Raw genomic sequence first — 24,163 nt, 5'->3', positions numbered from 1 at the left:
TCAAATAAACCAGAGGACTCAGGATGAAAAAGGGCTTCATGAAGGGGCTGATGGCAACAGTGGGAGCCGTGGCGACAGCGTGTTCTTCGATGGCCGTCGGACACTCCCCTGCTCAGCATCAGGATCCTCATCCAGATAGGGCCGCACAGCGGGTTGAGCGCAAGAACATCGTCTTCATAATCGTCGACGATCTGCGGTTCGATGGGATGGGTTTCCTTCAGCCCGATATCCGGACCCCCGCGATAGACCGTTTGGCGCGAGGAGGCACCTACCTACCCAATACCTACGTCACCTCGTCGCTTTGCAGTCCAAGTCGGGCTACAATCCTGACCGGCATGACGGCGCGCAATCACGGCATCGTCGACAACAACGATTCCAGCGAAGAAGGGCTCACCTTCTTTCCATCCTATCTCCAGCAGGTCGGTTATCAGACCGCGTTTATTGGCAAATGGCACATGGGTGCCGAAACTGATGCGCCGCGGCCAGGATTCAACAAGTGGATCAGCTTTAAGGGGCAGGGCAGCTACTATCCCGATCCTGAGGCGCGACCCGGGCGCGAGACCAATTTCAACATTGACGGCGAGGTTGTGCCGCAGCGCGGCTACATCACCGATGAGATGACCGACTATGCCATGAACTGGCTGGAGAACGAGCGTGATCCAAACCAGCCCTTTATGCTCTATTTGAGCCATAAGGCGGTCCATTCCGACCCGTTGCCGCCGCCGCGCTACAAGGACCAGTACAAGGACACGACCTTCAAAATCCCGGCAAGCGCCGCGAACACGCCCGAAAATTACGAGGGCAAGCCCATGTGGGTCTACAACCAGCGCAACACCTGGCACGGGCTGGATTTCCTCTATAATTCGAACATGACGATGCAGGAATACCTGCGTTACTACTATTCGACGCTCTCCGCAGTAGATGACAGTGTGGCGCGCATCATGGCCTATCTCGAAGCGAACAATCTCGAGAAGGACACGCTCGTCGTGTTTACATCAGACAATGGCTTTCTGATTGGCGACCATGGCCTGATCGACAAACGCAACGCCTATCAGCCATCCGTTAGGGTGCCGATGCTCGTGTACGAACCGGGGACGATCCCTGCAGGCGCCGTCAATCGCGGTCGGATCAGGAACCTCGATTTCGCCCCGACCTTCTTGTCGGTTGCGGGTGCCGATATTCCGGCTCAATTCGAGGGGCGCGACGCCTGGCCATTGCTGTCGGGAAAAATCGACGAGGCCGAATGGAAGCCCGACGATTTCATTTACGAATATTATTGGGAATGGTCGTTCCCGATGACGCCGGGAACATTTTCCATCCTTCGGGGCGATTACAAATACATCCAATACTACGGCGTGTACGATATCGAGGAGCTTTACGATCTGGCTCAAGATCCCTTGGAGATGAACAATCTCATCGACGACCCGGTCCATTTGCATAAGGTGATCGAACTACGGCAGGCGCTGTTCGATCAACTCGAGGATAACCACGGCCGACACGTCATTCCTTACACGAAGCGCCATTCACGGGGCAGCGTACGTCGGATGAAGGGCGGAACGGGGGCGGCTCCGTTCCCGGCCGATTGGTACGTTGAACCTAACCGGATCGACAGGCTGGACGACATTCTTCCTGATAGTCGGGCCAAGCAGGATGCGCAGAAGCGCGGGGAGCCACTGGTCGAATATCCCGTGCTCGGCACAGGCCGCAATCGCGTCCCGGAGGCTGTAGAGAATTAGGCGGTCAAAGCCTTCGCGGCGCGTGTAGGATAGGAGTCGCGCGCCGCGAACGTTGTTGGCACTCGATCCCTAGGGGGAATCTTCGCGTTCATGCCGAGGCACCGACTTGGCAGCTGAGCCTAAGCTCGCAACTGGCAGATGTGCGCAGATCCAGGCCGCCTTCGACAACAGTAATCGACGCCTGATTTCAGGAATCGAGAATCTTACGATTGACAAGATCGCCCTGCATGGTGCAGATGGTTTAACGGTAAACCAGACGGCTCACGTATTGGGGGGGTTAGATCTGGGGCTGCTTGAAAAAGCAGTTTTAGTATGGAGAGGAAATCATGAGACGACTTGTTACCGCCGCTTGGCGCGCCCGGACATCGTGCAGCACAGTCGCCATTGCGTTGGCCGCAATGCCATTTGGCGTGCTTGCACAGGATGCAGACCTGCCTGCGTCTCAGCCAGAAGAGACGGCGTTGGACGCGGATGTCATTGTTGTGACCGCGCAAAAGCGATCAGAGCGACTGATTGAAGTGCCAATCGCGGTCACGGCGGTCAGCGGTGAAACGCTTGCGGACGCACAGATCAATGACACCGAATCTCTTGTCCGCGCAGTACCTTCGCTCTCTTATCAGCAGGGTAACAATCCGAACAATAGCGCCTTCCGCATACGCGGCGTAGGTTCTCAGCTTTTCGGGCAGGCTGTCGAATCAGCAGTTTCGATTGTGGTGGACGGCGTTGTCGTAGCTCGTTCTAGTCAGGGGTTTACTGATCTTGCTGACATCGAAAGGGTTGAAGTGTTGCGTGGGCCGCAGGGTACGTTGTTCGGAAAGAACGCGACCGGCGGTGTGATCAATATCGTTACCGCCGCGCCCGAGGATTATTTCACAGGAAGCATCGACGCAACCATCGCGGAAGGCAATGAGTATCGGCTTAAGGGGTCAGTTACCGGCCCGATTGCCGACGGCCTCAACGCCCGGATCAGCGGCTTCTATAACGACGTTGGTGGCCATCTGCGCAACATTGCAACAGATGAGGACGTGAACGGTTTTGAAAGCTGGGGGCTTCGCGGCAAACTGCAATGGGACAACGGATCTCCGTTGACCGCAATGTTCATCGCGGAATACCGTGAAACCGACGCCAACTGCTGCTCGCGTGTTCCGGTCCGCATCGAGACTCCCGCCATCCAAACATTGTTGGGCGACATTGTTGCATCGCCCACGAACCGGGAAGTGTCGAACGATAATGCGAGTTATTCCAACAGCAAGGTAAAGAGCGCGTCGCTTCAGTTGGACTACGATGTCGGGCCGGCGACGATCACTTCCATCACTGCGTGGCAAAACTACGAGATCGCGACACAATTCGAACCCGATCAGATATTCTCCGACCCAGTCCGCTACGTCGGCCCTTTTCCCTACTCGCAGTGGAATAGCAACGTAGCGGATACATACTACGACAGCTACACGCAGGAAGTCCGGATTGCCTCAAACGGCGGCACGCCGCTCAACTATGTTCTGGGTGCTTTCTTCGCAAAACTGGATATGGATCGCAGTCTACGCCGGAGACTCATCCAATGTCCGACCGGCACCACCATCGGTGCTTTGTGCGATGTTCCTGTGCGCTATCGTTCGTCTGGCTTCGACGCGAATTTTCAGTCCGACAGCGCGGCCGCGTTTGGCGAACTGGACTACAATATATTCGGCGGCCTTCACTTGATTGGCGGGCTACGCCTCACTTACGAAAAGCAAACAGTAGAGGGCGAGGCCATTGCCCCGCTGGTTCCTGGCGATCTCATATTCGCGGCAGATCCAAACAGTGGCCGAGATTCTCGTAGCGACACTGCGCTGACAGGCAAGGCTGGCTTCCGTTATGAGCTTAGTGGCGACGCAAATGTTTATGGCACTTATACTCGAGGCTATAAATCCTTCGCCCTCGACGCCACGCCCAACACGGACTTCTCGGACAACCCCGGGTTGGAGCCAGAGCATGTCAACAGTTATGAAGTGGGCGTGAAGTACCGGACCTTCGATGGTGCGCTCAACCTTGCATTTGCGGCTTTTCGAACCGACTTTACCAACCTTCAGGTTCAGGCTCTCGACACAGGTGGCGGCAATCTGCAGGTGCGCCAGCTGAACGCCGGCAAGTCACGGTCGCAGGGTTTCGAACTTGAAGCAACGCTACGTCCGACGACATGGTTCACCCTGCCGATTGCCTTCACCTATGTTGATGCGAAGGTGAATGTCGCGGGTCAAACTTGTGCCCGTCAAGACCAGGCTTCCGCACCGATCTTCACGGATAATTTCCCGTCGAATGTATGTTATCGCGCAAGCAGGGTGATCGATGGCAATACGGTCGTTTCAGACCCGATAATCGATGTCGTAGATGGTAACCTGCCTTCTACTCCCAGCTATCGCGTCAATCTCAGCCCGCGCGTGCAGTTCCCGCTGTCGAATGCGTGGGACGGGTTTATTCTGGGCAATGTCAACTTCCAATCCGAGCAGACTTTTGCTCTCGAACAAGACCCATTGCTTGTTCAAAGTAGCTACACGATCGTCGATCTTTCGATTGGTGTCGAAAGTGAGAACTTGAAGATCGCCGGGTTCGTAAAGAACCTCTTCGATACCAATTACTATTCGCAGTTGAGCCACGGTACCATCCTTTCGAATGCGAACAATCCATTCGATCTGTGGGCTAATATTCCAAAGGATGCAGATCGCTACTTCGGGCTCTCAGTTGGCTATCGTTACTGACGATAGCGGAGTGCGGCTGCCGAACCTCGATGAGATTGCACCATCGGTTCGGCGGCCAATTCCGACTTTTCGGGATCGGATAGTAAAATGAACGAGCAACAACCGACAGATGGGAATGCCTGGCCCTCGCCGGCTAGCGCCTGGTACGCCGCTATTATCTTGATGATGGCCAATACTTTGGCTTTCGTTGATAGACAGGCGCTGGCCCTGCTTGTGCAGCCGATCAAGGAAGATTTGCAGGTGTCTGACACGGCCATGAGCTTGCTCTACGGCCTTAGTTTTACTTTGTTCTATGTCGCGGTTGGTTTGCCCGTTGCTTGGCTCGCGGACCGCTCGAACCGCCGCAACATCGTGGTCGCTTCGATAACGGTGTGGAGCGCGATGACCGCCATCTGTGGCGTTGCCCGCACGTTCCCCACCCTGTTCCTTGCACGCATTGGTGTTGGTGCTGGCGAAGGTGGGTTTAGCCCCGCCGCATATTCGATGCTGTCCGATTACTTCCCCAAAGACCGACTTCCCGCTGCGATGGGAGTTTACCAGATGGGCATTTACCTCGGTGGGGCGGGGGCGTTGCTACTAGGTGGCCTTGTGTCCTCGGTTATACCGCCCGGGGAAATCATTGAGCTACCGGTGCTGGGAGCCACCAAGGGTTGGCACCTGGTGTTTCTGGCGCTCGGCTTACCCGGTCTCCTGTTAGCAGCTTTGATGATGACCGTACCGGAACCCAAGCGTATCGGCGTTCGCGTTGGTGAAGGCAGCGCCAGCGTAGGCGAGCTCCTCATGCATGTGCGCCAGCACCTTTCCGCCTATGTCGGCATCGGCCTCGGTTTTGCGCTGATGATCCTCGTCGGGAACGGGACCGGAGCGTGGATCCCCGCTTTCCTTGAACGAAGCTACGGCTGGGATACGGCGCAGATCGGGCGATCTTATGGACTGGTTGTAATCAGCTGCGGAACCGGCGGAGCACTCTTGGGTGGGTTCGTCGCCAGTGCCCTACGTCGTCGCGGCCATGATCGGGCCAATTTGGTTACCGCGATGTTCGGCTTCTGCGCACTTATCCCGACGACGGTCCTTTTCCCATTAATGCCCACGCCTGAACTATCGCTGGTGTTGATTGGCTTGATGAATTTTTTTGCCGGTTTCAACTTCGGTGGCGGTCTAGCTGCCTTGCAGGAATTAACGCCTAACAGAATGCGCGCACTGGTATCAGCCGGATATCTCTTGACCATCAATCTGATCGGGGCGGCCCTCGGCCCGACCGCCGTGGCGCTTGTCACGGACTACTGGTTTGCGAATCCAAATCGACTTGCCGAAGCTATTTCCCTTACCTGCGCCGTCGCATCACCTCTTTCCGTCGTGATGCTTGTGATCGGAATGCGTGGTTATTCGCGGGCCATCACCCCTGTCTTGCAAGACGTCAGGCATGCGCAGGAGGCTGGCGATGACGCAATTGCCTAACGACCAGCGCCAGCAGCTAGAGGCGCTTTACGACCAGATGGACCCGAAGGCGCTGACCCCCTTGTGGGAAGTGCTCCATGCGCTGGTGAAGCCCGAGCCAAAGCCGGAGGCAATCGCCCATGGCTGGTCCTACGACGAGGCCCGCGATTACCTGATGCGGGCGGGCGACCTGATCAGCGCCGAACAGGCCGAGCGGCGCGTCCTGATCCTGGAAAATCCGGGCATCCGCGGACAGTCGGCGATCACCGGCAGCCTCTATGCCGGGCTCCAGCTGATCCTGCCGGGCGAGATCGCGCCGTGCCACCGCCATTCCCAATGTGCGCTGCGCTTCGTTATGGAAGGAAGTGGTGCCTACACCGCTCTCGACGGCGAGAAAGCGGTGATGAACCCGTTCGATCTGGTGCTGACCCCCAACTGGCAGTGGCACGATCACGGAAATCCGACCGACGAACCGATGATCTGGCTGGACGGTCTCGACATCCCCACTGTGCGGCTGTTCGATGCGACTTTCGCGGACCAGCTCGAGGACAAGGTTCACCCCGAAACCGCTCCTCCGGGCGCGACGCTGGCGACCTACGGTAGCAACTTGCGCCCCCTCGACGGTTCTGCGGCAGGCCGTCGACCGGCCCAGCGACCGCTGTTCCATTATCCCTACGCGCAATGGCGCAAGGCGCTCGGCGAGATGGCCGCGAGTGCGACGCTCGACCCCCATCTGGGCCATGCGCTCGAATTCACCAACCCGGCCGATGGCGGCCCGATCCTGGCGACGATTTCGGCGCATGTGCGCCTGATTCCCGCAGGGATCACCACGCTGCCACGACGTGCCACCGACGGGACCGTGTTTGTTGTCTGCGAAGGCAACGGCCGGGCGCGCATCGGCGAAACCAGCATCGAACTCGCACCGCGATCGATCTTCGTCGTCCCGTGCTGGCAAATTCTCGAACTCGAGGCGGACGAGGACCTCGTCCTGTTCGGATATTCCGACAAGGCCTCGCAGCAGAAACTCGAACTTTATCAGGAAGAACGCTTATGACCGCCCTCTTCGAAGTGCCCGTCACGACGATCGAAACGACCACTGGCGAGGCTTATCCTGTGCGACGCGTGTTCTGCATCGGGCGCAACTACGCCGCCCATGCGCGCGAGATGGGCCGGGACCCCGATCGCGAGCCGCCGTTCTTCTTCACCAAATGGGCGGAAACCGTCGTCCCGACCGGCACCACGATCGCCTACCCGAGCGAGACCGAAAACTTCCACTACGAAGCGGAACTGGTCGTCGCGATCGGCACCGCCGGACGAAACATCGCCACGTCCGATGCGGCCAGGTACATCTTCGGATTTGCGACCGGCCTCGACATGACCCGGCGCGATCTGCAGCTTGAGGCCCGCGAGAAGGGGCGCCCCTGGGATACCGGCAAGAACGTCGAACAGTCTTCTCCCATCGGGCTGCTGCACCCGATTGCGGAGACCGGCGATATGACGTCGGGCGCCATCCGGCTGACCGTCAATGACGAGGTGAAGCAGGATGCCGATCTGACCGAGCTGATCTGGCCGGTGAACGATGTCGTCGCCTATGTCTCTCGCTTCTATCGGCTCGAGCCGGGCGACCTGATCTACACCGGCACCCCCGCCGGGGTCGGCGCCGTCGTGCCCGGCGATGTCGTGACCGTCAGTGTCGAAGGCATCAGCGACTGCACCATTACCATTGGCGAACCGGCCAGGGATTGACGTCAGACATGCGATTGCACGGATTCTTCCGCTCGGGTGCCTCGCACCGCGTCCGCATTGCGCTGGAACTGAAGGGGATCGAATACACCAATTCCTCCTACGTCCTGCGCGAGGGCGAACAGCGTTCCGAGGCATTCCTGCGGCTCAACCCGCAGGGCCTCGTTCCCGCGCTGGAACTCGATGACGGGAGGGTGCTCACGCAGTCGCTGGCCATCTGCGATTACCTGGAAGAGGTTCACCCCGAGCCGCCCCTGCTGCCGCAGGACCCGGTGCGCCGGGCGAAGGTCCGCGCGTTCGCGCAAGTCATCGCCTGCGACACCCATCCGGTCCAGAACCTCAAGATCCTGAAGAGGATCGAGGCGCTCACGGGCAGCGAGGAGGCGGCGACCCAGTGGGCCCGCCAGACCATCGAAGATGGCCTCGACGCCTGCGAGCGCCTGATCGAGGCGGAGGACGGCCCTTTTTGCTTCGGCGATAGCGTGACGCTCGCCGACATCTGCCTCGTCTCGCAAATGGGCAATGCCCGCCGTTTCGGCGCGGACCTTCGCTGGCCGCGCCTGCTCGCCGCCGAAGCGGCCTGCAACGAGCTGACGGCGTTCCAGCGCGCCGCCCCGGCCAACCAGCCCGACGCCAGCTGAATCCCCCTCTTTCCCGACGGAAGCCAACAATGCCGCCATCGACTGCCGAGACCCAGACACATCCTGCCATGCCCACCATCGCACAGCGGCAGGGCTGGGACCTGCCGAGTGACTTGGGCGAGGACGAGATCGCGCGCGGGCTGATCGCGCAGATGACGCTCGAAGAGAAGGTCGCGATGATGTCCGGCCACGGCTTCTTCGAGCAACTGGCCGAAGATGACCGCGAATGGGGTGCGCGGCCCTACCGTGCGGGCAGCGGCAACGAACGCCTCGGGATTCCGCCGCTTTACTTCACCGATGGCCCGCGCGGCGTCACGCGCAAGGGGTCGACCTGCTTCCCCTGCTCGATGGCGCGCGGCGCGACCTTCGACGAAGATCTGGAGTTCCGGATCGGCCAGGCGATCGGCGTGGAGGCCCGCGCGCGCGGGTGCACCTTCAGCGGCGCGGTCTGCATCAATCTGCTGCGCCATCCGGCATGGGGCAGGGCGCAGGAAACGTATGGCGAGGACCAGTGGCATCTGGGCGTCATGGGGGCCGCGCTGGGCACGGGCATCCAGTCGCACAATGTCGTGGGAACGGTGAAGCACTTCGCGCTCAACTCGATGGAGAACGCGCGCTTCAAGGTCGACGTTCGGGCGAACGAACGCGCCATGCACGAAGTATATCTGCCGCACTTCAAGCATTGCCTCGACGCGGGCGTCGCCACCGTCATGGGGGCCTATAACAAGGTCAATGGCGAGTATTGCGGCCACAGCAAGGAGCTTCTGACCGATATCCTGCGGGGGGAATGGGGCTTCGACGGCTTCGTCCATTCCGACTGGGTGCGCGGTGTGCGCGAAGTGCGTGGCGCGGCGGCCGGTCTCGACGTCGAGAATCCCGAACCGCTGGTTTACGGCGAAGCGCTTGTCGCTGCGGTCGAGAATGGCGAGATTGCGGAAAGCGTGATCGACGAAGCCTGCACCAGAATCTTGCGGGTACAGATCCGCTTCGCCCGGCGTCCCGATCCGGTCCTCGAATACCACGCGGGCCTGGTCGCAAGTCCCGAACATATCGCTCTGGCCCGAGAAGCCGCGCTTAAGGCGGCGGTCCTCGTTGAGAACGATGAAACGCTGCCGCTCAACCTTGGCGATACGGGAACGGTCGCGGTACTCGGGCGGCTCGCCGACATGCCCAACACTGGCGACAACGGATCAAGCAAGGTTGTGCCAGATTACGTGGTGACGCCGCTCGATGGTTTTCAGCGAGCGCTGGGCGTGGACCGAGTGGTTCATGCCGATGAGTTCGATTTGGAGGCTGCTCGACGTGCGGCGGCTTTGGCGGATTCGGTCGTCGTAGTGGTTGGTTATACGGCCGAGGAAGAAGGCGAATACATCATAGGGGATATTGCGCTCGGGGCCGACCAGGACCCGGCTGCCCCTACGGGCAACCCCACTCCGCCCCCGCGTCCCAGTATTTCCGACCGGCCGATCGGGGGCGATCGTTCATCGCTCAGTCTGCCGGAAGAACAGATTGCACTCATCCTGGCCGCTGCCGGAAGCGGCAGGCCGGTGACGGTGGTGATTGTCGCGGGATCGGCGGTGACAGTCGAGGAATGGCGCGACGCGGCCGACGCGATCGTTTTCGGTTTCTACGCCGGCATGGAAGGCGGCCACGCGCTAGCGGAACTCCTGTTGGGCAAGGCCAACTTTTCCGGCCGTCTTCCCTTTACCGTTGCCAAGGATGAAGCCCATTATCCGTTCTTCGACCCCGACGCCGATGCCATCGAATATGGCTACTGGCATGGCTACGCGAAGTTCGACCGGGAAGTGATCGAGCCGCGCTATGCCTTCGGCTTTGGCCTATCCTACACCCAATACGCGCAAAGCGATCTGGTTTGCGAATTTGCGGAGGATACCATCGTCTGCCGCCTGACCGTGGAAAACGTCGGCAGTATGGAAGGCGAGCAGGTCATTCAAGCTTACGTCGGCATGCCATCCAGCGCTGTCGAACGCCCGCTGCGCAGCCTGCGTGGGTTCACGCGGGTCGCGCTTGCGCCCGGTGAGAAAAAGAGAGTCGAGATTCGGATTCCGATATCGACGCTGCGCATCCGCAACCCGGAAACGCACACGTGGGAGTTGGAGCCGGGCACCTATCGCATCGGCCTCGGCGCCTCGTCGCGGTCCCTTATCGAAAGCACCGTCGAAATCGCCTAGGTCAGGCCGATTCACGCACGACGAGCAGGTGCGGCGTCTGTTCGGATAGCGGTGTCCTGATTGCGTCCGAAAAAGAGGATTTTGCTCCCTGTTTGCTCCGGTAACGTTCGACCAGCATTTCAACGCCTCGCCCGGCGAGGGCTTCGACGTCCTGCCGTACGGTCGTGAGCGGTGGCCAGATCTTTACAGCAATCGGGCCGTCGTCGAAGCCAGCGATGGCGACGTCTTCAGGCACATCCAGGCCCAGCCGGTGTGCCATCAGGCTTACGGCAGCGGCCATATCGTCGTTGCTCGCGAAGATTGCCGAGGGTCGATCTGCGCGTGAGAGAAGCGTCTCCCCGGCGGCTAGTCCGGAATCGAAAGAGAAATCGCCGGTAACGATGTGCTCCGGATTGACGTCGATCCCGTGCTTCCGACAAGCAGAGAGATAGCCATTCAAACGACCTTCGGCTGCGGGAAGGTCGGGCCGTCCGGTGACGAACCCGATGCTACGATGTCCCTTGCCGATGAGATATTCGGTCATTTCGGTTGCCGCCGCGGCCTCATCGATCCCTACGCAATCGACGCCGGGCAGCGGCGATCCTTGCGCGATTGCGGAAATGGGAATGCCAAACTCCTTGGCCACGCCGCTTTCAGAGAGTTCCTGCGCATAGGGGGGATTGAGTAGAAGCGCGTTGGCACCGCCGCCAATCAACCATTTAGCGGCCTCAATCGCATCCGCGCGCTCGAATGTATCGCACTTGCGCAGCAGCACCTGCACGCCGAGCCGCGCCGCGGCATTTAGCGACCCGACCAGCATTGCGCTGAGGAAGGCGTTTTGTGCGCCGCGATAGATGATGCCGATGCGGATCGCGTTGGCCGAAGCCAGTTGGCGGGCTGCCAGATTAGGAACATACCCAAGATCCTCCACCGCGGCGAGGACCGCGTCGCGCGTTTCGTCCCGCACCCGCTTCGTGCCGTTAAGCACATGCGAGACCGTCATCGCGGATACATTTGCCTGCGTCGCAACGGCTTGAATGGTCACGGCTTGACCGACCTTGCGTCGCGACCGCGCTGTCTTTTCGTTCATGTTGAAATTGCTACCTGCGATCTATGCCTTCTACAATCAGGAATGCCGGAAAAGTCGACCATACCAGATATCCCCGCTATCCAGTGTTCCCCCTATGTTTTCCGCGGTCATTCCGGCAGTCGGCCCGGCCGGCGGGGTTCAATTCACTTGACGCCGACAATAGCGATGGTTTAGCGTTAACCCAATGAGAAAAGGGGAGGGTTCTATGAGCGTGGTACCCGTAAGAATAGGCGAGGGGCCGCTCACGTATTGCGCAGCGGATGTCCTGTTATATGCAGGCCTGCGAGACATGGCGGATCGGCCATGCGAACGGACATTCCATAAGTGAGAGTCGCAGGCATCAGTCGCCGTACAATGATAGCGAGCGCCATGAGTGCAGGGCTGGGGGCGTGCATTCGTCCAGATGGCCAAACTCGTGGGACCGAATTCCGGATGCGGCCCAATATTCTCTGGCTGGTAAGCGAGGACAATAATTCCTGGCTCGGTTGTTATGGTGATCCGCTGGCGCGTACTCCCAATCTCGATGCGCTGGGACGCAAGGGTGTCATTTATCGCAATGCTACCTCCACCGCATCGGTCTGCGCGCCATCGCGATACGCTTTCCTCACCGGCATGCATGCCGAGAGCAATGCGCCCGCGCAGCACATGCGCGCGACCGCCCATCTGCCCGCCGCGATCCCGACCTATCCGCAGCTAATGCGCAGCGCGGGTTATTATTGCACCAATAACGAGAAGACCGACTATAATTGCGACGTCGATGTCGATGCGATCTGGGATGAAAGCTCCCAAAGTGCTCACTGGCGCGGTCGCGCGAAGGGCCAGCCGTTCATGGCAGTCTTCAATTCGCTGACAACCCACGAACGCTTCACTTTCAAACCGACGCCGGGCGCAGTGGAGCCCGATCAGATCAATCTGCCTGGCTATCTGCCCGATCGGCCGGGCATCCGCGAGAACTTCGCCAGCTACCATAACCTGATGGAGAAGATGGACGCCGAGTTCGGCGCGCGCCTTGCCGAGCTGGAGGCTGACGGACTGGCCGAAGATACCATCGTCTTCTACTACGGCGACAACGGCGGGACGATGCCGCGCAGCAAGCATTATCCCTGGCGGGAGGGCTTCGAGGTCCCGCTGATCGTCTATGTCCCGCCCAAGTGGCGCCACCTGTCTCCCGTCGGCATGGGCACCGAGGTCGCAACCCCCGTCAGCCTGCTCGACCTTGCGCCCACGGTGCTTTCGTTGGCCGGTCTTGACGTGCCCAAGACGATGCAGGGGCAGGCATTCCTCGGAGCACGGACAGAGGACCCTCGCGAGTTTACCTTCGGCGCGCGCGACCGGGTGGACGAGCGCGACGGGCTGGTGCGGGTCGCGATGACCGAGCGCTGGCATTATATGCGCACCTATACCCCGCATCGCCCCTACTGGCCCGAGATGGCTTATGCGTGGCGCATGGCGGGTTATCAGGACTGGGATGCCGCCTGGCGTGCGGGAGAGCTGGATTCTGTGCAATCGGCCTTTTTCGAAGAGCAGCCCTACGAAGCGCTCTACGATATGTCGGCAGACCCCGATCAGCTCGTCAATCTGGCGGATGACCCGGCTTATGCCCAGGAGCTCGCGAGGTGCCGCGATGCGCTCGACCGGCAGATGCTGGCGATCCGCGACAACGGGTTCATCCCCGAAGGCTCGCCGCTGGAGGGCTGGCAGAATACGCGCAGCAACGCGAAATATCCGCTCGGCGATATCATGGCTCTCGCCAGACGCGCGGCCAGCCGTGACCCGGATGCGGCGGGGTATTTCCTTGCTGCGATGGACCATGCGAACGAGGTGGTCCGCTACTGGGCCGCCATCGGCCTGCTGCTGGCCGAGCACCGCTCACCCGCCGCCGACACCAGGTTGGCGTCAGCCATGCGCAGCGACAGTTCTGTCCACGTTCGCCTGGTCGCTGCCGAGGCTTTGACGCCGACCGATTTGCGGGGCGAGGCCATCGGCGTGCTTTCACAGCTCACGGGCCCCGACCAGATACAAGCGGTCCGACTGGGTGCGCTGAATGCACTGACCTTCGTGGCCGGTGCTAAAGATCCGGGAGTCGCCGACACCGCCGCAGCAGCGGAACAGGCGGACGATCTCCAGATCCGCAATGCCGGACGCTTTCTGCGCCAGAGCATCGCCGGCACCTACAATCCCCACCAGCCGGTCTTCGATTTGCAGTACTTCTTGAAGAACCTTCCAAAGGAATGAGCATGAAACGGCCCGACACCCTTCGCGGACGCCGAAAGGGCAGGGGGCTGCTCGCGGGAGCGGCCGCCGCTGCGCTGCTTGGCTTGCAGGCTTGTGCACCTGCGCACGACATCGGTGTTGCGCAGGTTCCCTCCGCCCCCGCCGCCAGCCAGGCAGCGCGAACCGCCGAAGCCCCCAGCACCCGGCCCAACGTGCTGCTGATCATCTCCGACGATCTCAACACCCGGCTCGATACCTTCGGCGGTCCGATCGCCGCGCCCAACCTCAACAATCTCGCTGCCGACGGCGTCGCCTTCAACGAGGCCTATAGCCAGTTCCCCTGGTGCGGGCCGAGCCGTGCATCGTTCCTCAGCGGGCTCAGGCCTTCGACAGTGGGTGTGACCGACCTGCGAACGCCGCTTCGTGAGCGTATCCCCAACCTCGTCACGCTGCCCCAGTATTTCCGCGAAAACGGCTATTTCACGGCGCGATCGGGCAAGGTATTTCACCAGGGCGTGCCCGAAGGCATCGGCAAGCCCGGCGCCGATGATCCGGCATCATGGGACATCGCGCTCAATCCCGCAGGCCGCGACCTCGAACTGGAGCCGCAGTTGAACGACGCGACACCGGGCCTTGGGCGCGGATCGCGCATCGGGTGGCTTGCCGGAGACGGCCCGGTCAATTCCTATACGGACGGCTTGGTTGCCGACGATGTCATAGGCCTGATCGACCGCAGTCAGGACGAGGGCAAACCCTTCTTCATCGCGGCAGGCTTCTACCGCCCGCACACGCCCGAAATCACGCCGGAAGAGTTCTTCCGGCGTTACCCGCTGGCCGACGTTGAGACCACGAGTGTTGACGATGTGACCGAACCCTTCGATGTCACCGCCGCCTGGGGTGGCCCCGATCTGGGGATGACGCCGGAAGAACAGCGCGGCTTCATCCGGGCCTATTACGCATCGGCGAGCTACGTCGACATGCAGGTGGGCCGGATCCTCGCCAGCCTGAAACAGCAGGGGCTCGATTCCAACACCATCGTGGTCTTCATCAGCGATCACGGCTTCCTGCTCGGCGAGCATCATCAATGGATGAAGAACGCCCTGTGGGAACAGGCGACGAAGGTACCACTGATCATTCGTGCGCCGGGCATGGCGGGCAACGGGCGCAAGAGCGACAACCTGGTCGAGCTGGTCGATCTCTACCCAACGCTCGTCGACCTTGCGGGCCTGCCGAAGATGGCGAGCAACGAGGGCGAGAGCCTGAAGGTGCTGCTCGAAGACCCGGATACAACGCAGTGGGATAGCCCCGCGTTCACGCAGATCGCCGGTGCGCGCAGCGTGCGCTTCGCCAATTGGCGCTACACCGAATGGAAGGACGGTCGCAAAGAACTGTACGACGTACAGGCCGATCGTCAGGAAACCACCAACCTTGCGCTCGACCCCGCTCATGCGGATGTCCTCGACCAATTGAGCGCAATGTTGCCGGACGATATCGAGCCGATCCGCCCGACCCTGGAATACGACGCCATTAGGGACTGCCTGCAGCTGCCGCCCGATTTGCCTGAATCGGTGGGCAAGGCATGCGACGCTGCGAGCGATCCGTGATGAATCAGCCGCGTAGCAACGCAGAGAGCGCGATCCCGCAATTCCGGCTACCTCGCCGCCGCTTGCTGGCTGCTTTCCTCGCCAGCACCATGCTCGGCGCCTGCGCTGCGCCGATGGCTCGCGGTCCTGTTCAGGGCGGGGGACGGGAGCGGCCCGATGTCGTGCTGATCGTCTTCGACGACCTAGGATTTTCGGACCTCGGCTGCTTCGGATCGCAGATTGCGACGCCGAATATCGACGCGCTTGCCGCTGCCGGGCTGCGCTACACCGGGGTCGATTCCAAGGCGATCTGTTCGCCCTCGCGCGCATCGCTGCTGACGGGGCGCAACACGCACACGGTCAACATGCCCGATCTGGCGGCCGAGGAGATCACCCGCAAGCAGACCGCGCCCGGGGACGTGGTGCAGGGCGTCATGCCCGAAGGGGCGCGCACGCTCGCCGAAGGGTTGCGCGATGTCGGCTATGCCACCTTCGCGATGGGAAAATGGCACCTGGAGCCCGAGTGGGAAGACGGGACCGAGGGCAATAATGCCCATTTCCCGCTCCAGATGGGCTTTGATCGCTTCTACGGTTTTCGTGCGGGCTGGGCGGACCAGTACCGGCCCGATCTCTATCGCCAGAACGCACCGATCGGTCAGCCGCAGGACCCGGACTATCACCTCTCCGCAGCGCTGGTCGATGAATCGATCTCGGCGATCGACAATGTCGAGCAGGCAGACCCGTATTTCCTCTATCTGGCGTTCGGCGCAACGCATGCGCCGTTGCAGGTGCCGCGCGAATATGCGGATCGCTACGCTGGCCGGTTCGACCGTGGCTGGGACGTGTTGCGCGAGGAACGGCTGGCGCGGATGAAGTCGCTCGGCATCATGCCCGCCGACGCCGCGATGACCGACGGCAACAGCGGCGACCGTCGCTGGGCCGATCTGAGCGACGACGAGCGCAAGGTCTATGCCCGCTACATGGAAATCTATGCCGGTTTCCTGACCCATGCGGACGAGCAGATCGGAAGGCTGGTCGATCACCTGAAGCGCACCGGCCGCTATGACAACACGATTTTCATGCTCGTGTCGGATAATGGCGGGGCAGCGGAAGCGGGGCAGACCGGAAGCTTCGGGCACCTTTATCCGCCGCGTCCGGCGGATGCAGCGGCGCTGGCCGACGATCTCGACGCGCTGCTGGAAACCCACATCGAATACCAGCGCCCTTGGGCAATGCTGAGCGACACGCCCTTCCGCCGGTACAAGAGCTGGCCCTATCTGGGCGGGGTCCGGGTGCCGATGGTCGTCGCCTGGCCCGCCGGTATCGCCCAGCGCGGCGAGATCAGGCGGCAGAGCATCGATTTCGTCGATCTGGCCCCGACGATTGCAGACATCGCTGGGGCGGATCTGGCGCACGATCCTGCCGGAAGCCCCGTTCTGCCCGTTGCGGGGCAGTCTATTGCCCCGACCTTCGGATCGAACTTCGCCCCGGACCCGCGCCCGGTCCAGTATTTCGAACTGCGCGGGAATCGTGCGATCCGGGTCGGCAAGTGGCGCGCCGTTGGCATGCATCGCCCCGGCACCCGGTTCGAGGATGATCGCTGGGAGCTGTTCGACCTGTCTGCCGATCCCGCCGAGACCAACAATCTCGCGCAGCGGTTCCCCGAACGTCTGCGGATGATGCAGGACGCCTGGCAGGAAGAGGCCAAGCGGTACGGTGCGCTTCCCCTTTCCGAAGGCCCCGCCTACCTGCGGTCGCGCTATCGCTATGACGACAGCTACACCGGCGACCGGAAGGAAGGATAATGAGCAGCGATCGAACGGGCATGGTCCTGGTGGAAGGCGGCACCTTCACCATGGGATCGGAGAAATTCTATCCCGAGGAAGCGCCGCTTCGCAAAGTGCGCGTGAGCGACTTCTGGATGGATACGACGCCGGTGACGAACCGCCAGTATGCCGACTTCGTCGAGCAGACGGGGTATGTCACGCTGGCGGAAAAGGCGCCCGACCCGAAGCTTTATCCAGGCATGCTGCCCGAAATGGCGCAGGCCGGCGCGCTGGTGTTCCGCAAGGCACCCGGCCCCGTCGACCTGCGCAATCCGGCGAACTGGTGGCAGTTCGTGTTCGGGGCCGACTGGCGCCATCCCTACGGCCCGGGCGAAGATATCGATACGCTGGGCCTGTGGGACCATCCGGTGGTCCAGGTCGCCTACGAGGATGCGCTCGCCTACGCGAAATGGGCGGGCAAGTCGCTGCCCACCGAGGCCGAGCATGAATATGCCGCCCGTGGCGGTCTCGACGGTACCGAGTTCGCGTGGGGCGATACGCTGGCACCCGACGGCAAGATGCTCGCCAACTTCTGGCAGGGCAATTTCCCCTACGAGAACACGCTGGATGACGGGTACGAGCGCACCTCCCCTGTCGGCGCTTTTCCGGCCAATGATTATGGCCTGCACGACCTTATCGGCAATGTCTGGGAATGGACGAAGGACTGGTGGAGCGAGCGCCCGATCACGGCGAACAAGAAGGTGCGCGGGCAGAATTGCTGCACGCTCGAAAATCCGCGCGGCGGCCGACTGTCGCACAGTTTTGATCCCGGGATGCCGGACGTCCGGATCGGTCGTAAAGTCCTGAAGGGCGGTTCCCACCTGTGTGCGGCGAACTACTGCCAACGCTATCGACCGGCGGCCCGGCACCCTGAAATGATCGATACAGCCACGTCGCACATCGGTTTTCGATGCGTCGTTAGAAAAACACAATAAAGGGAAACGTGTCCTTTTAAGCTTGTGCGAATGGCCGGTCGAAATTGCCACAAATTGGCGCGGACAGTACGCCGGTATCACTCATGAAAGTGCAGAAGCCACCTGCACTGAGCTTTCTGGCGCTAGTGAGATCACTCGCAGTCCGCCCCTTAGAGCTGGTGGACCGCGATCGGCTTAGGGGGGGCGAATATAAGCTCGACGTTGGACATGTTGCCTTCGTCAGGGATGTCCAGTGTTCAGAAATTTGCCGGGCATATCCATCGTCCGGAAGGAAAGCTGAAGATCGGCCTTCATTTGTCGCGCCTAATGTAAATTTCCCAATGATCTGAGTGCCCATCATATTGATGTCGGGTGCGCCATCTTCGAAAATTGGCAGAATTCTGGGATTTGCGGATTCACTCGGCAGGAATGTGGTGGAAACTTTATTACAGTTTCTGGGGCTCTTGGAGACTGTCCGCTTCTGACGAAGGCACACTAAGCGGACTTTCAGAAATCCCACAAATGCTGCGTCTCCACTTTATCGGGAGCTACTTGCGGGCGACACGTAGGCGCACAATCTCGTTCCGTCTGCTCGAACTTCTGGAGCGTGTAACTTCAGCGGTAAGAGGTCTTTTCGGATATCCTGATCTCGCGGCAACTCTCGCAATCGCCATCCCCTACGCGATCAGAGCTTCGATCTCATTCAGCGGGCATCTTTACGAGAGATCGCGGTCATAACGCGTTCCAACTCTTCCAGAGCATATAGATCGCCACCACGAAGATGAGACCAGCGAAGACTGTTTTGAGTTGGCCGCCGCCCGACAATCTTTTCGCCAGCCGCGTTCCAAAATATCCTCCACCGATACCGCCGAGGATGAAGACAGCTGCCAACGCCCAATCGACTAGCCCGGACAGCGCATAGTTCGCCGCCGTAGTGAGCCCAAAGGCCGTGACGGCGATCAGACTTGTTCCGACCGCGTTGATCATGACCATATCGGTCGAGGCAATCAGGCCCGGAACGATCAGGAAGCCACCGCCAATGCCGAAAAATCCACTGAAAGCACCTGTGCCCAGCCCATATCCAAGAACCTTGGGCGCGTTGCGGCGATTGCACGCAGCCCCCGGCGTGCCTTCCGCCTTGCGGCTGCGGAGCATGAGCGCGCCGACCACGATCATCAGGAGAGCGAACAGGAACAGCAGCTTCTGGCCGTCGAAGTTCTTCCCCAGTGTCGATCCTGCCAAAGCGCCAACGATGCCGGCGCCCGCATACATGAAGCCGCAGCGCCAGCGCACATTCAGGTCGCGGGCGTGCTGCAGCAACCCGGTAGCAGCATTGACAGCGACAGCCAGCGCGCTCGTGCCGATGGCGATGTGAGGGCTCTTTACGCCAACGAGATAGACCATCAATGGAACGGCAAGGATTGAGCCCCCACCGCCTACCAGGCCAAGGGTAAATCCAACAAGTGCGCCAGATAGTGCGCCAAGTCCCAAATGCAGAGCGTCGATCATGTCCTGTTACGCTGCCTTCTTGGCATGCGGCTTGGCCAACCATTCGTGGCCCCTGAGCATGCCGTTCCAGTAAATCCACGGCAGCGCCTCAGACTTCAGAAGCCAGCTCAGCTTGCGCGGTCGCGTGCCGTTGATCAGCCATTTCGGGAAACTCGGCAGAAGCTTTCCGTCATATCCGAATTCGGCGAGCACGATTTTGCCACGCTCGACCGTCAGTGGGCAGGAGCCATAGCCATCGTAGTCGGCCACGGGCTGCTTTGCATCGAGCTGTGTGAGTGCATTGACCGCCACGATCGGTGCCTGCTTGCGCGCGGCGGCCATCGTCTTGGCATTCGGTGTCGATCCTGCGTCTCCGAGGCCGAAAACGTTAGGATAGCGAACGTGCTGGAGCGTAAGTTTGTTGACATCGACAAAGCCGCTCTCGGCATTGGCGAGGGGACTGTCGGCGACAAACTGCGGAGCAACCTGCGGCGGAACCGCATGAAGCATGTCGAAGTCGACTGTTTCCTCACCGGCTTCGGTCTTGAAGACTGCTTTCTTAGCGGGGCCGTCGACCGCGGCGAGCGTCTGGTTGAGTTTGAGGTCGATGCCGTATTTCTCGATGTATTCCATCAGCGCCGGGACGTATTCCTTCACGCCGAACAGAACACCACCGGCATTGCGAAACTCGACATCGATATCGCCGAGGACGCCGCGTTCCAACCATGCATCACACGACAGATACATGGCCTTTTGCGGCGCGCCTGCACACTTGATGGGCATAGGCGGTTGGCTGAAGATCGCGCGGCCCGATTTGAGGTTGCGCACCAGCTCCCAGGTGTAAGGTGCAAGGTCATAGCGATAATTGGACGTGACGCCGTTTTTGCCGAGCGCCTCCTCCAGACCGTCGATCTTTTCCCAGGCAAGCCGGATTCCCGGAGCGACGATCAGAACCCGGTAGGTGATCGTAGTGCCGTCCGCGAGAGTGACTTGGTTGCTTTCGGGCTGGAAGGAAGCGGCGGCTTGCTTGAGCCATTTTGCCTGCTTCGGCATCACGCTCGCCGTGGTGCGGCGCGTGGCAGGTGCGTCGAAAACGCCCCCGCCGACCATCGTCCAGCCGGGCTGGTAGTAATGATCCTCGCTCGGCTCGACGATGGCGATGTCGAGCGATGGACGCCGCTTGAGCATCGATGATGCAGTTGCGATCCCTGCCGAACCGCCTCCGATGATAACGACTTCGTGGTTTAGGCTTCGGGCCATGACAAACTCTCCAATATGTTTTCGTTATTCGCCGAGCCGATCGCGCAAGCCGGAAAGATCGTAGCCGGCGCGCTGTGCGCGCTCGATGCGCTCGTCAGCACTTTCATTCTCGATGTTGGCGAGTGCATCGAGCGTGATGGAGCGCGAGCCGGTCCGGCAGAAGGCAAGCACCTTGCCGTCCGCTTCTCCGCGGATCTTGGCGAAAGCCTTGATCGCAACCAGCGGAAACTCGCCCCCCGAGACCGGGATATGATGGAAGTCCAACCCGGTGGCTTCGGCGGCGTCTTGCAATGATGCGACCGTGGGCTGGTTCGGCTCTTCGCCGTCCGGCCTGTTGCAGATCACACCCTTAAATCCAGCATCGGCAAGCCCGCGCATGTCGCTGGGTTTAAGTTGAGGAGAGACGGCGAACGTCTCGCTTACATGTGCGAGCTTCATGACGATGCTCCTTCAAAAAGCCGGACAACAGCCATGCCTGCAAGCATCGCAACAACGAATATCGCGGCCGCCGCAGGTTCGATCACAAGAGCAGCAATTCCAGGGCCCGGACACAGTCCGGCAATTCCCCAGCCAATACCGAACAGGGCTGCCCCGCCGATAAGGCGGGGGGTGAGATCAGACTTGGTCGGCAAATGAAATTCGCCTGTGAACAGCGGCCCGGCCATGCGAGGCGCGATCCGCCACGCGATCGCCATCACGATGACAGCACCGCCCATCACGAAGGCCAACGTGGGGTCCCAGTCACCGAAGATGTCGAGAAAGCCGCGCACCCGGGCAGGATCGGTCATGCCGCCAAGGGCGAGGCCCGCACCAAACAGAATGCCCGAGATAAGAGAGGTTATGGCGGTCCGCATCACAGCCCCTCCAGTCCGAGTGCGTTCATGATCGCGACGGTCGCAATGCCGGTGGCCATGAAGGTCAGCGTGGCGACTATCGATCGCGCCGAAAGGCGGCTAACACCACAGACGCCGTGTCCGCTGGTGCACCCGCTACCAAGGCGCGTGCCAATGCCAACGACGAGACCGGCAATTGCAAGAGTGGCCGGGCTCGCAAAGGTGGCGTTAATTCCGCCCGATGCCAGCACCACGATCAGCGCCCCCAGCGGCAGGCCGATGACGAACATCCATGCGCCGCCGCTTGCAATGCCGCTGCCGCCGAGCCCGACTGCCTTGGCAGCAAGGCCGGAAACGCCAGCGATCCTGCCAAGGCCCAGCAGCATGACCGCCGCAGCAAGGCCGATCAGAACTCCGCCCGCCAGTCCGGCAAGGGGTGCGGCTTCGGGAAAACCGGGCAACGTCATACCGCGTTGACCGGAATCTTGATGTAGCTGACGCCGTTCTCTTCCGGGTCAGGCAGCCGCCCACCGCGGATGTTGACCTGCACCGAAGGCATGATCAGCTTGGGCATGGAGAGCGTCTTGTCGCGGTCGGTCCGCATGGCGACGAAGTCCTCTTCGGTGACGCCATCCTTCACATGCACATTCTCCTCGCGCTGCTGCTTGACGGTCGTCTCCCAGGCATATTCGTCGCGTCCCGGCGCCTTGTAGTCGTGGCACAGGAACAGTCGTGTCTCGTCCGGAAGGGAAAGCAGCCGACGGATCGAACGGAACAGTTGTCCCGCGTCACCGCCGGGGAAATCGGCGCGTGCGGTCCCGAAGTCCGGCATGAAGATGGTATCGCCTACGAACGCGGCATCACCGATAATGAATGCCATATCGGCAGGGGTGTGACCGGGCACGTGCAGAGCAATGCCTTCGAGCTGGCCGATTTTGAAAGTCTCACCATCCTCGAAGAGCTTGTCGAACTGCGATCCATCACGTTCGAAATCGGTACCCGCATTGAAGAGCTTGCCGAACACCTCCTGCACACGGATGATGTCGCGTCCGATAGCCAGCTTACCGCCCAGCCGTTCCTGCAGATAGGGCGCAGCCGAAATATGATCGGCATGCGCGTGCGTTTCGATCAGCCATGTCACTTTAAGATTATTAGAAGTGACATACTCGATAATCCGGTCTGCCGAGCCGTTCGAGGTGCGTCCTGACGCCGCCTCGAAGTCCAGAACCGAATCGATGATCGCCGCTTCATCCGTCTTAGGGTCGTGAACGACATACGACACGGTATTCGTCGCTTCGTCGAAAAATCCTGCAATCGAGGGGCGCAGGCATTTGTCGGCTTGCGCGCGTTCGATCTGTGCAGTGGCGCGATTGAGGCTTTGATCTCCGGCCATAGCGGCATCTCCATTCAATTACATAAACTGTTTATATGTGTTGCTATTGGTCTGTCAAGTGGTATGAGGGTCCGATGACAGACACGATCAAAGCCGATGGTGAGCGCGCAGCGCCATGCGCGGGACTGCGTATCGGAGATGGGGCGCCAGACTTCTCTGCGCGAAGCACGACAGGAGATGTTCGCCTTTCCGATTACCGGGGGCGGTGGTTGATCCTGTTCTCGCACCCGGCCGATTTCACGCCGGTATGCACGACCGAGTTCGTCGCTTTGGCTGAGGCAGCGGGCGAGTTCGAAGCGCGCGACTGCGCTCTGATGGCGCTTTCCGTCGACAGCCTTTTTTCGCACTTCGCATGGCTGCGGCTGATCCGCGATCGTTATGACGTCGAGGTGCGTTTTCCGATCGTTGAGGACCCGACGCTCGTGATTGGGCGAGCCTATGGCATGGTCGCGCCGAACGATAATGACAGCGCGACGGTGCGCACGACGTTCTTCATCGACCCGAGCGGGGTGATCCGTGCAATGACCTGCTATCCTGCCAATGTGGGCCGTTCGACCCCGGAGATGTTGCGAACGCTCGATGCTCTTCAGGCAGTAGACAACGGGCCAGTCCTGGCCCCTGCAAACTGGGCGCCCGGAGAAGCCCTATTGGCTCAGCCCGACGCATCGCTGGATACGGTATTCTCCGCCAAGGGCCAGACCGACTGGTTCATGAAGGAAACCAAGCGAGGGGCTCGCAAATGACCGAAGATGAGTTAGTCGATGTCTTGAAGGCCCTCGCGCACCCAGTGCGCTTGCGTATCATGCAGGCGCTGACCGGGACCGAGCGCAATGTCGGAGAGATCGACGACGCAGCCGAGATTGGGCAGCCGACGCTATCACAGCAACTGGCGGTCCTTCGCAACGCGGGCCTGGTGAAGACCCGCAAGGATGCCAAGCTTGTCTATTACCGGATCGATGAGGACAGGCTTTCGAAGGTTGTCGATGCGGCAGGGGGGCTTGGCGGGCCGTCTCCCGCCCCGATACGCCACTCGCGACAGCCGGCACCGGGGGTGGCCAACTTTGCCAAACTGGGGTGAATTCGTTCATCATTGGATGAC

At 60.8% G+C, this 24,163-nt stretch carries 20 protein-coding genes; 13 read left to right on the top strand and 7 right to left on the bottom strand.

Annotated elements, in window-relative coordinates; genetic code table 11:
- Window positions 1-23: 23 nt before the first annotated feature.
- The 7 genes from ACIGGE_RS03660 to ACIGGE_RS03630 all read left to right on the top strand — a co-directional run bounded on the left by ACIGGE_RS03660 (window position 24) and on the right by ACIGGE_RS03630 (window position 10,484).
- Window positions 24-1,736, top strand: coding sequence for a sulfatase (locus ACIGGE_RS03660; protein WP_397489486.1), 1,713 nt, complete (start codon window positions 24-26; stop codon window positions 1,734-1,736).
- A gap of 326 nt (window positions 1,737-2,062) precedes the next feature.
- Complete coding sequence (locus ACIGGE_RS03655) at window positions 2,063-4,471, top strand: TonB-dependent receptor (RefSeq protein ID WP_397489485.1); 2,409 nt, start codon at window positions 2,063-2,065, stop codon at window positions 4,469-4,471.
- Window positions 4,472-4,558: 87 nt separating this feature from the next.
- Complete coding sequence (locus ACIGGE_RS03650; RefSeq protein WP_397489484.1) at window positions 4,559-5,929, top strand: spinster family MFS transporter; 1,371 nt, start codon at window positions 4,559-4,561, stop codon at window positions 5,927-5,929.
- Window positions 5,913-6,962 (top strand): gentisate 1,2-dioxygenase, encoded by a 1,050-nt coding sequence (gene gtdA, locus ACIGGE_RS03645; protein WP_397489483.1) that lies wholly within the window; start codon window positions 5,913-5,915, stop codon window positions 6,960-6,962. The genes ACIGGE_RS03650 and gtdA overlap by 17 nt, the downstream gene beginning before the upstream one ends.
- Window positions 6,959-7,654 (top strand): fumarylacetoacetate hydrolase family protein, encoded by a 696-nt coding sequence (locus ACIGGE_RS03640; protein WP_397489482.1) that lies wholly within the window; start codon window positions 6,959-6,961, stop codon window positions 7,652-7,654. Before gtdA ends, ACIGGE_RS03640 begins: the two co-directional genes overlap by 4 nt.
- 8 nt (window positions 7,655-7,662) lie before the next feature.
- A complete protein-coding gene (gene maiA, locus ACIGGE_RS03635) occupies window positions 7,663-8,292 on the top strand; it encodes a maleylacetoacetate isomerase (RefSeq protein WP_397489481.1) in 630 nt (209 codons plus the stop codon).
- 29 nt (window positions 8,293-8,321) lie between these two features.
- Window positions 8,322-10,484 (top strand): beta-glucosidase, encoded by a 2,163-nt coding sequence (locus ACIGGE_RS03630; RefSeq protein ID WP_397489480.1) that lies wholly within the window; start codon window positions 8,322-8,324, stop codon window positions 10,482-10,484.
- A 1-nt stretch (window position 10,485) separates the two neighbouring features.
- On the opposite strand, the gene ACIGGE_RS03625 is transcribed toward ACIGGE_RS03630, so the two are convergent.
- Entirely contained in the window at window positions 10,486-11,553 is a 1,068-nt protein-coding gene (locus ACIGGE_RS03625; RefSeq protein WP_397489479.1) for a LacI family DNA-binding transcriptional regulator, read from the bottom strand.
- Window positions 11,554-11,985: 432 nt separating this feature from the next.
- Between ACIGGE_RS03625 and ACIGGE_RS03620 the strand changes: the two genes are divergently transcribed.
- From ACIGGE_RS03620 to ACIGGE_RS03605, 4 genes are read left to right on the top strand one after another with little or no spacing between them, the layout of a single operon-like run.
- A complete protein-coding gene (locus tag ACIGGE_RS03620) occupies window positions 11,986-13,788 on the top strand; it encodes a sulfatase-like hydrolase/transferase (RefSeq protein ID WP_397489478.1) in 1,803 nt (600 codons plus the stop codon).
- A 2-nt stretch (window positions 13,789-13,790) separates the two neighbouring features.
- Window positions 13,791-15,371 carry a sulfatase gene (locus ACIGGE_RS03615; RefSeq protein ID WP_397489477.1) on the top strand — a complete coding sequence of 527 codons (1,581 nt, stop codon included), beginning with the start codon at window positions 13,791-13,793 and terminating at the stop codon, window positions 15,369-15,371.
- Entirely contained in the window at window positions 15,371-17,155 is a 1,785-nt protein-coding gene (locus ACIGGE_RS03610; protein WP_397489476.1) for an arylsulfatase, read from the top strand. The genes ACIGGE_RS03615 and ACIGGE_RS03610 overlap by 1 nt, the downstream gene beginning before the upstream one ends.
- Window positions 17,155-18,111: a formylglycine-generating enzyme family protein gene (locus ACIGGE_RS03605; protein WP_397489475.1), complete on the top strand. Its 957-nt coding sequence runs from the start codon at window positions 17,155-17,157 to the stop codon at window positions 18,109-18,111. Before ACIGGE_RS03610 ends, ACIGGE_RS03605 begins: the two co-directional genes overlap by 1 nt.
- A gap of 711 nt (window positions 18,112-18,822) precedes the next feature.
- On the opposite strand, the gene ACIGGE_RS03600 is transcribed toward ACIGGE_RS03605, so the two are convergent.
- The 6 genes from ACIGGE_RS03600 to ACIGGE_RS03575 are packed head-to-tail and all read right to left on the bottom strand — an operon-like array spanning window position 18,823 to window position 23,064.
- Window positions 18,823-19,599, bottom strand: a complete 777-nt coding sequence (locus ACIGGE_RS03600; protein ID WP_397489474.1) for a sulfite exporter TauE/SafE family protein — start codon at window positions 19,597-19,599, stop codon at window positions 18,823-18,825.
- Window positions 19,600-19,605: 6 nt separating this feature from the next.
- The gene (locus ACIGGE_RS03595) at window positions 19,606-20,838 is read right to left on the bottom strand and encodes an FAD-dependent oxidoreductase (protein ID WP_397489473.1); all 1,233 of its coding nucleotides are present in this window, start codon (window positions 20,836-20,838) and stop codon (window positions 19,606-19,608) included.
- 24 nt (window positions 20,839-20,862) lie between these two features.
- Window positions 20,863-21,276, bottom strand: coding sequence for a TIGR01244 family sulfur transferase (locus ACIGGE_RS03590; protein WP_196847205.1), 414 nt, complete (start codon window positions 21,274-21,276; stop codon window positions 20,863-20,865).
- The gene (locus ACIGGE_RS03585) at window positions 21,273-21,692 is read right to left on the bottom strand and encodes a DUF6691 family protein (RefSeq protein ID WP_397489472.1); all 420 of its coding nucleotides are present in this window, start codon (window positions 21,690-21,692) and stop codon (window positions 21,273-21,275) included. The genes ACIGGE_RS03590 and ACIGGE_RS03585 overlap by 4 nt, the downstream gene beginning before the upstream one ends.
- Window positions 21,692-22,138, bottom strand: a complete 447-nt coding sequence (locus ACIGGE_RS03580; RefSeq protein ID WP_397489471.1) for a YeeE/YedE family protein — start codon at window positions 22,136-22,138, stop codon at window positions 21,692-21,694. Before ACIGGE_RS03580 ends, ACIGGE_RS03585 begins: the two co-directional genes overlap by 1 nt.
- Complete coding sequence (locus ACIGGE_RS03575; protein WP_397489469.1) at window positions 22,135-23,064, bottom strand: MBL fold metallo-hydrolase; 930 nt, start codon at window positions 23,062-23,064, stop codon at window positions 22,135-22,137. The genes ACIGGE_RS03580 and ACIGGE_RS03575 overlap by 4 nt, the downstream gene beginning before the upstream one ends.
- Window positions 23,065-23,138: 74 nt before the next feature.
- Here ACIGGE_RS03575 and ACIGGE_RS03570 point away from each other — a divergent pair, with 74 nt between their 5' ends.
- Together ACIGGE_RS03570 and ACIGGE_RS03565 are read left to right on the top strand one after the other, a co-directional pair.
- Window positions 23,139-23,807, top strand: coding sequence for a peroxiredoxin (locus ACIGGE_RS03570; protein WP_397489467.1), 669 nt, complete (start codon window positions 23,139-23,141; stop codon window positions 23,805-23,807).
- A complete protein-coding gene (locus tag ACIGGE_RS03565; protein ID WP_397489466.1) occupies window positions 23,804-24,142 on the top strand; it encodes an ArsR/SmtB family transcription factor in 339 nt (112 codons plus the stop codon). The genes ACIGGE_RS03570 and ACIGGE_RS03565 overlap by 4 nt, the downstream gene beginning before the upstream one ends.
- The last annotated feature ends 21 nt before the right edge of the window (window positions 24,143-24,163 follow it).

Source organism: Qipengyuania sp. NPDC077410, assembly GCF_044543405.1.
GTDB lineage: Bacteria > Pseudomonadota > Alphaproteobacteria > Sphingomonadales > Sphingomonadaceae > Qipengyuania > Qipengyuania pacifica.
The sequence above is the reverse complement of the archived record's forward strand: the minus strand, read 5'-3'. Positions and strand labels throughout refer to the sequence as shown.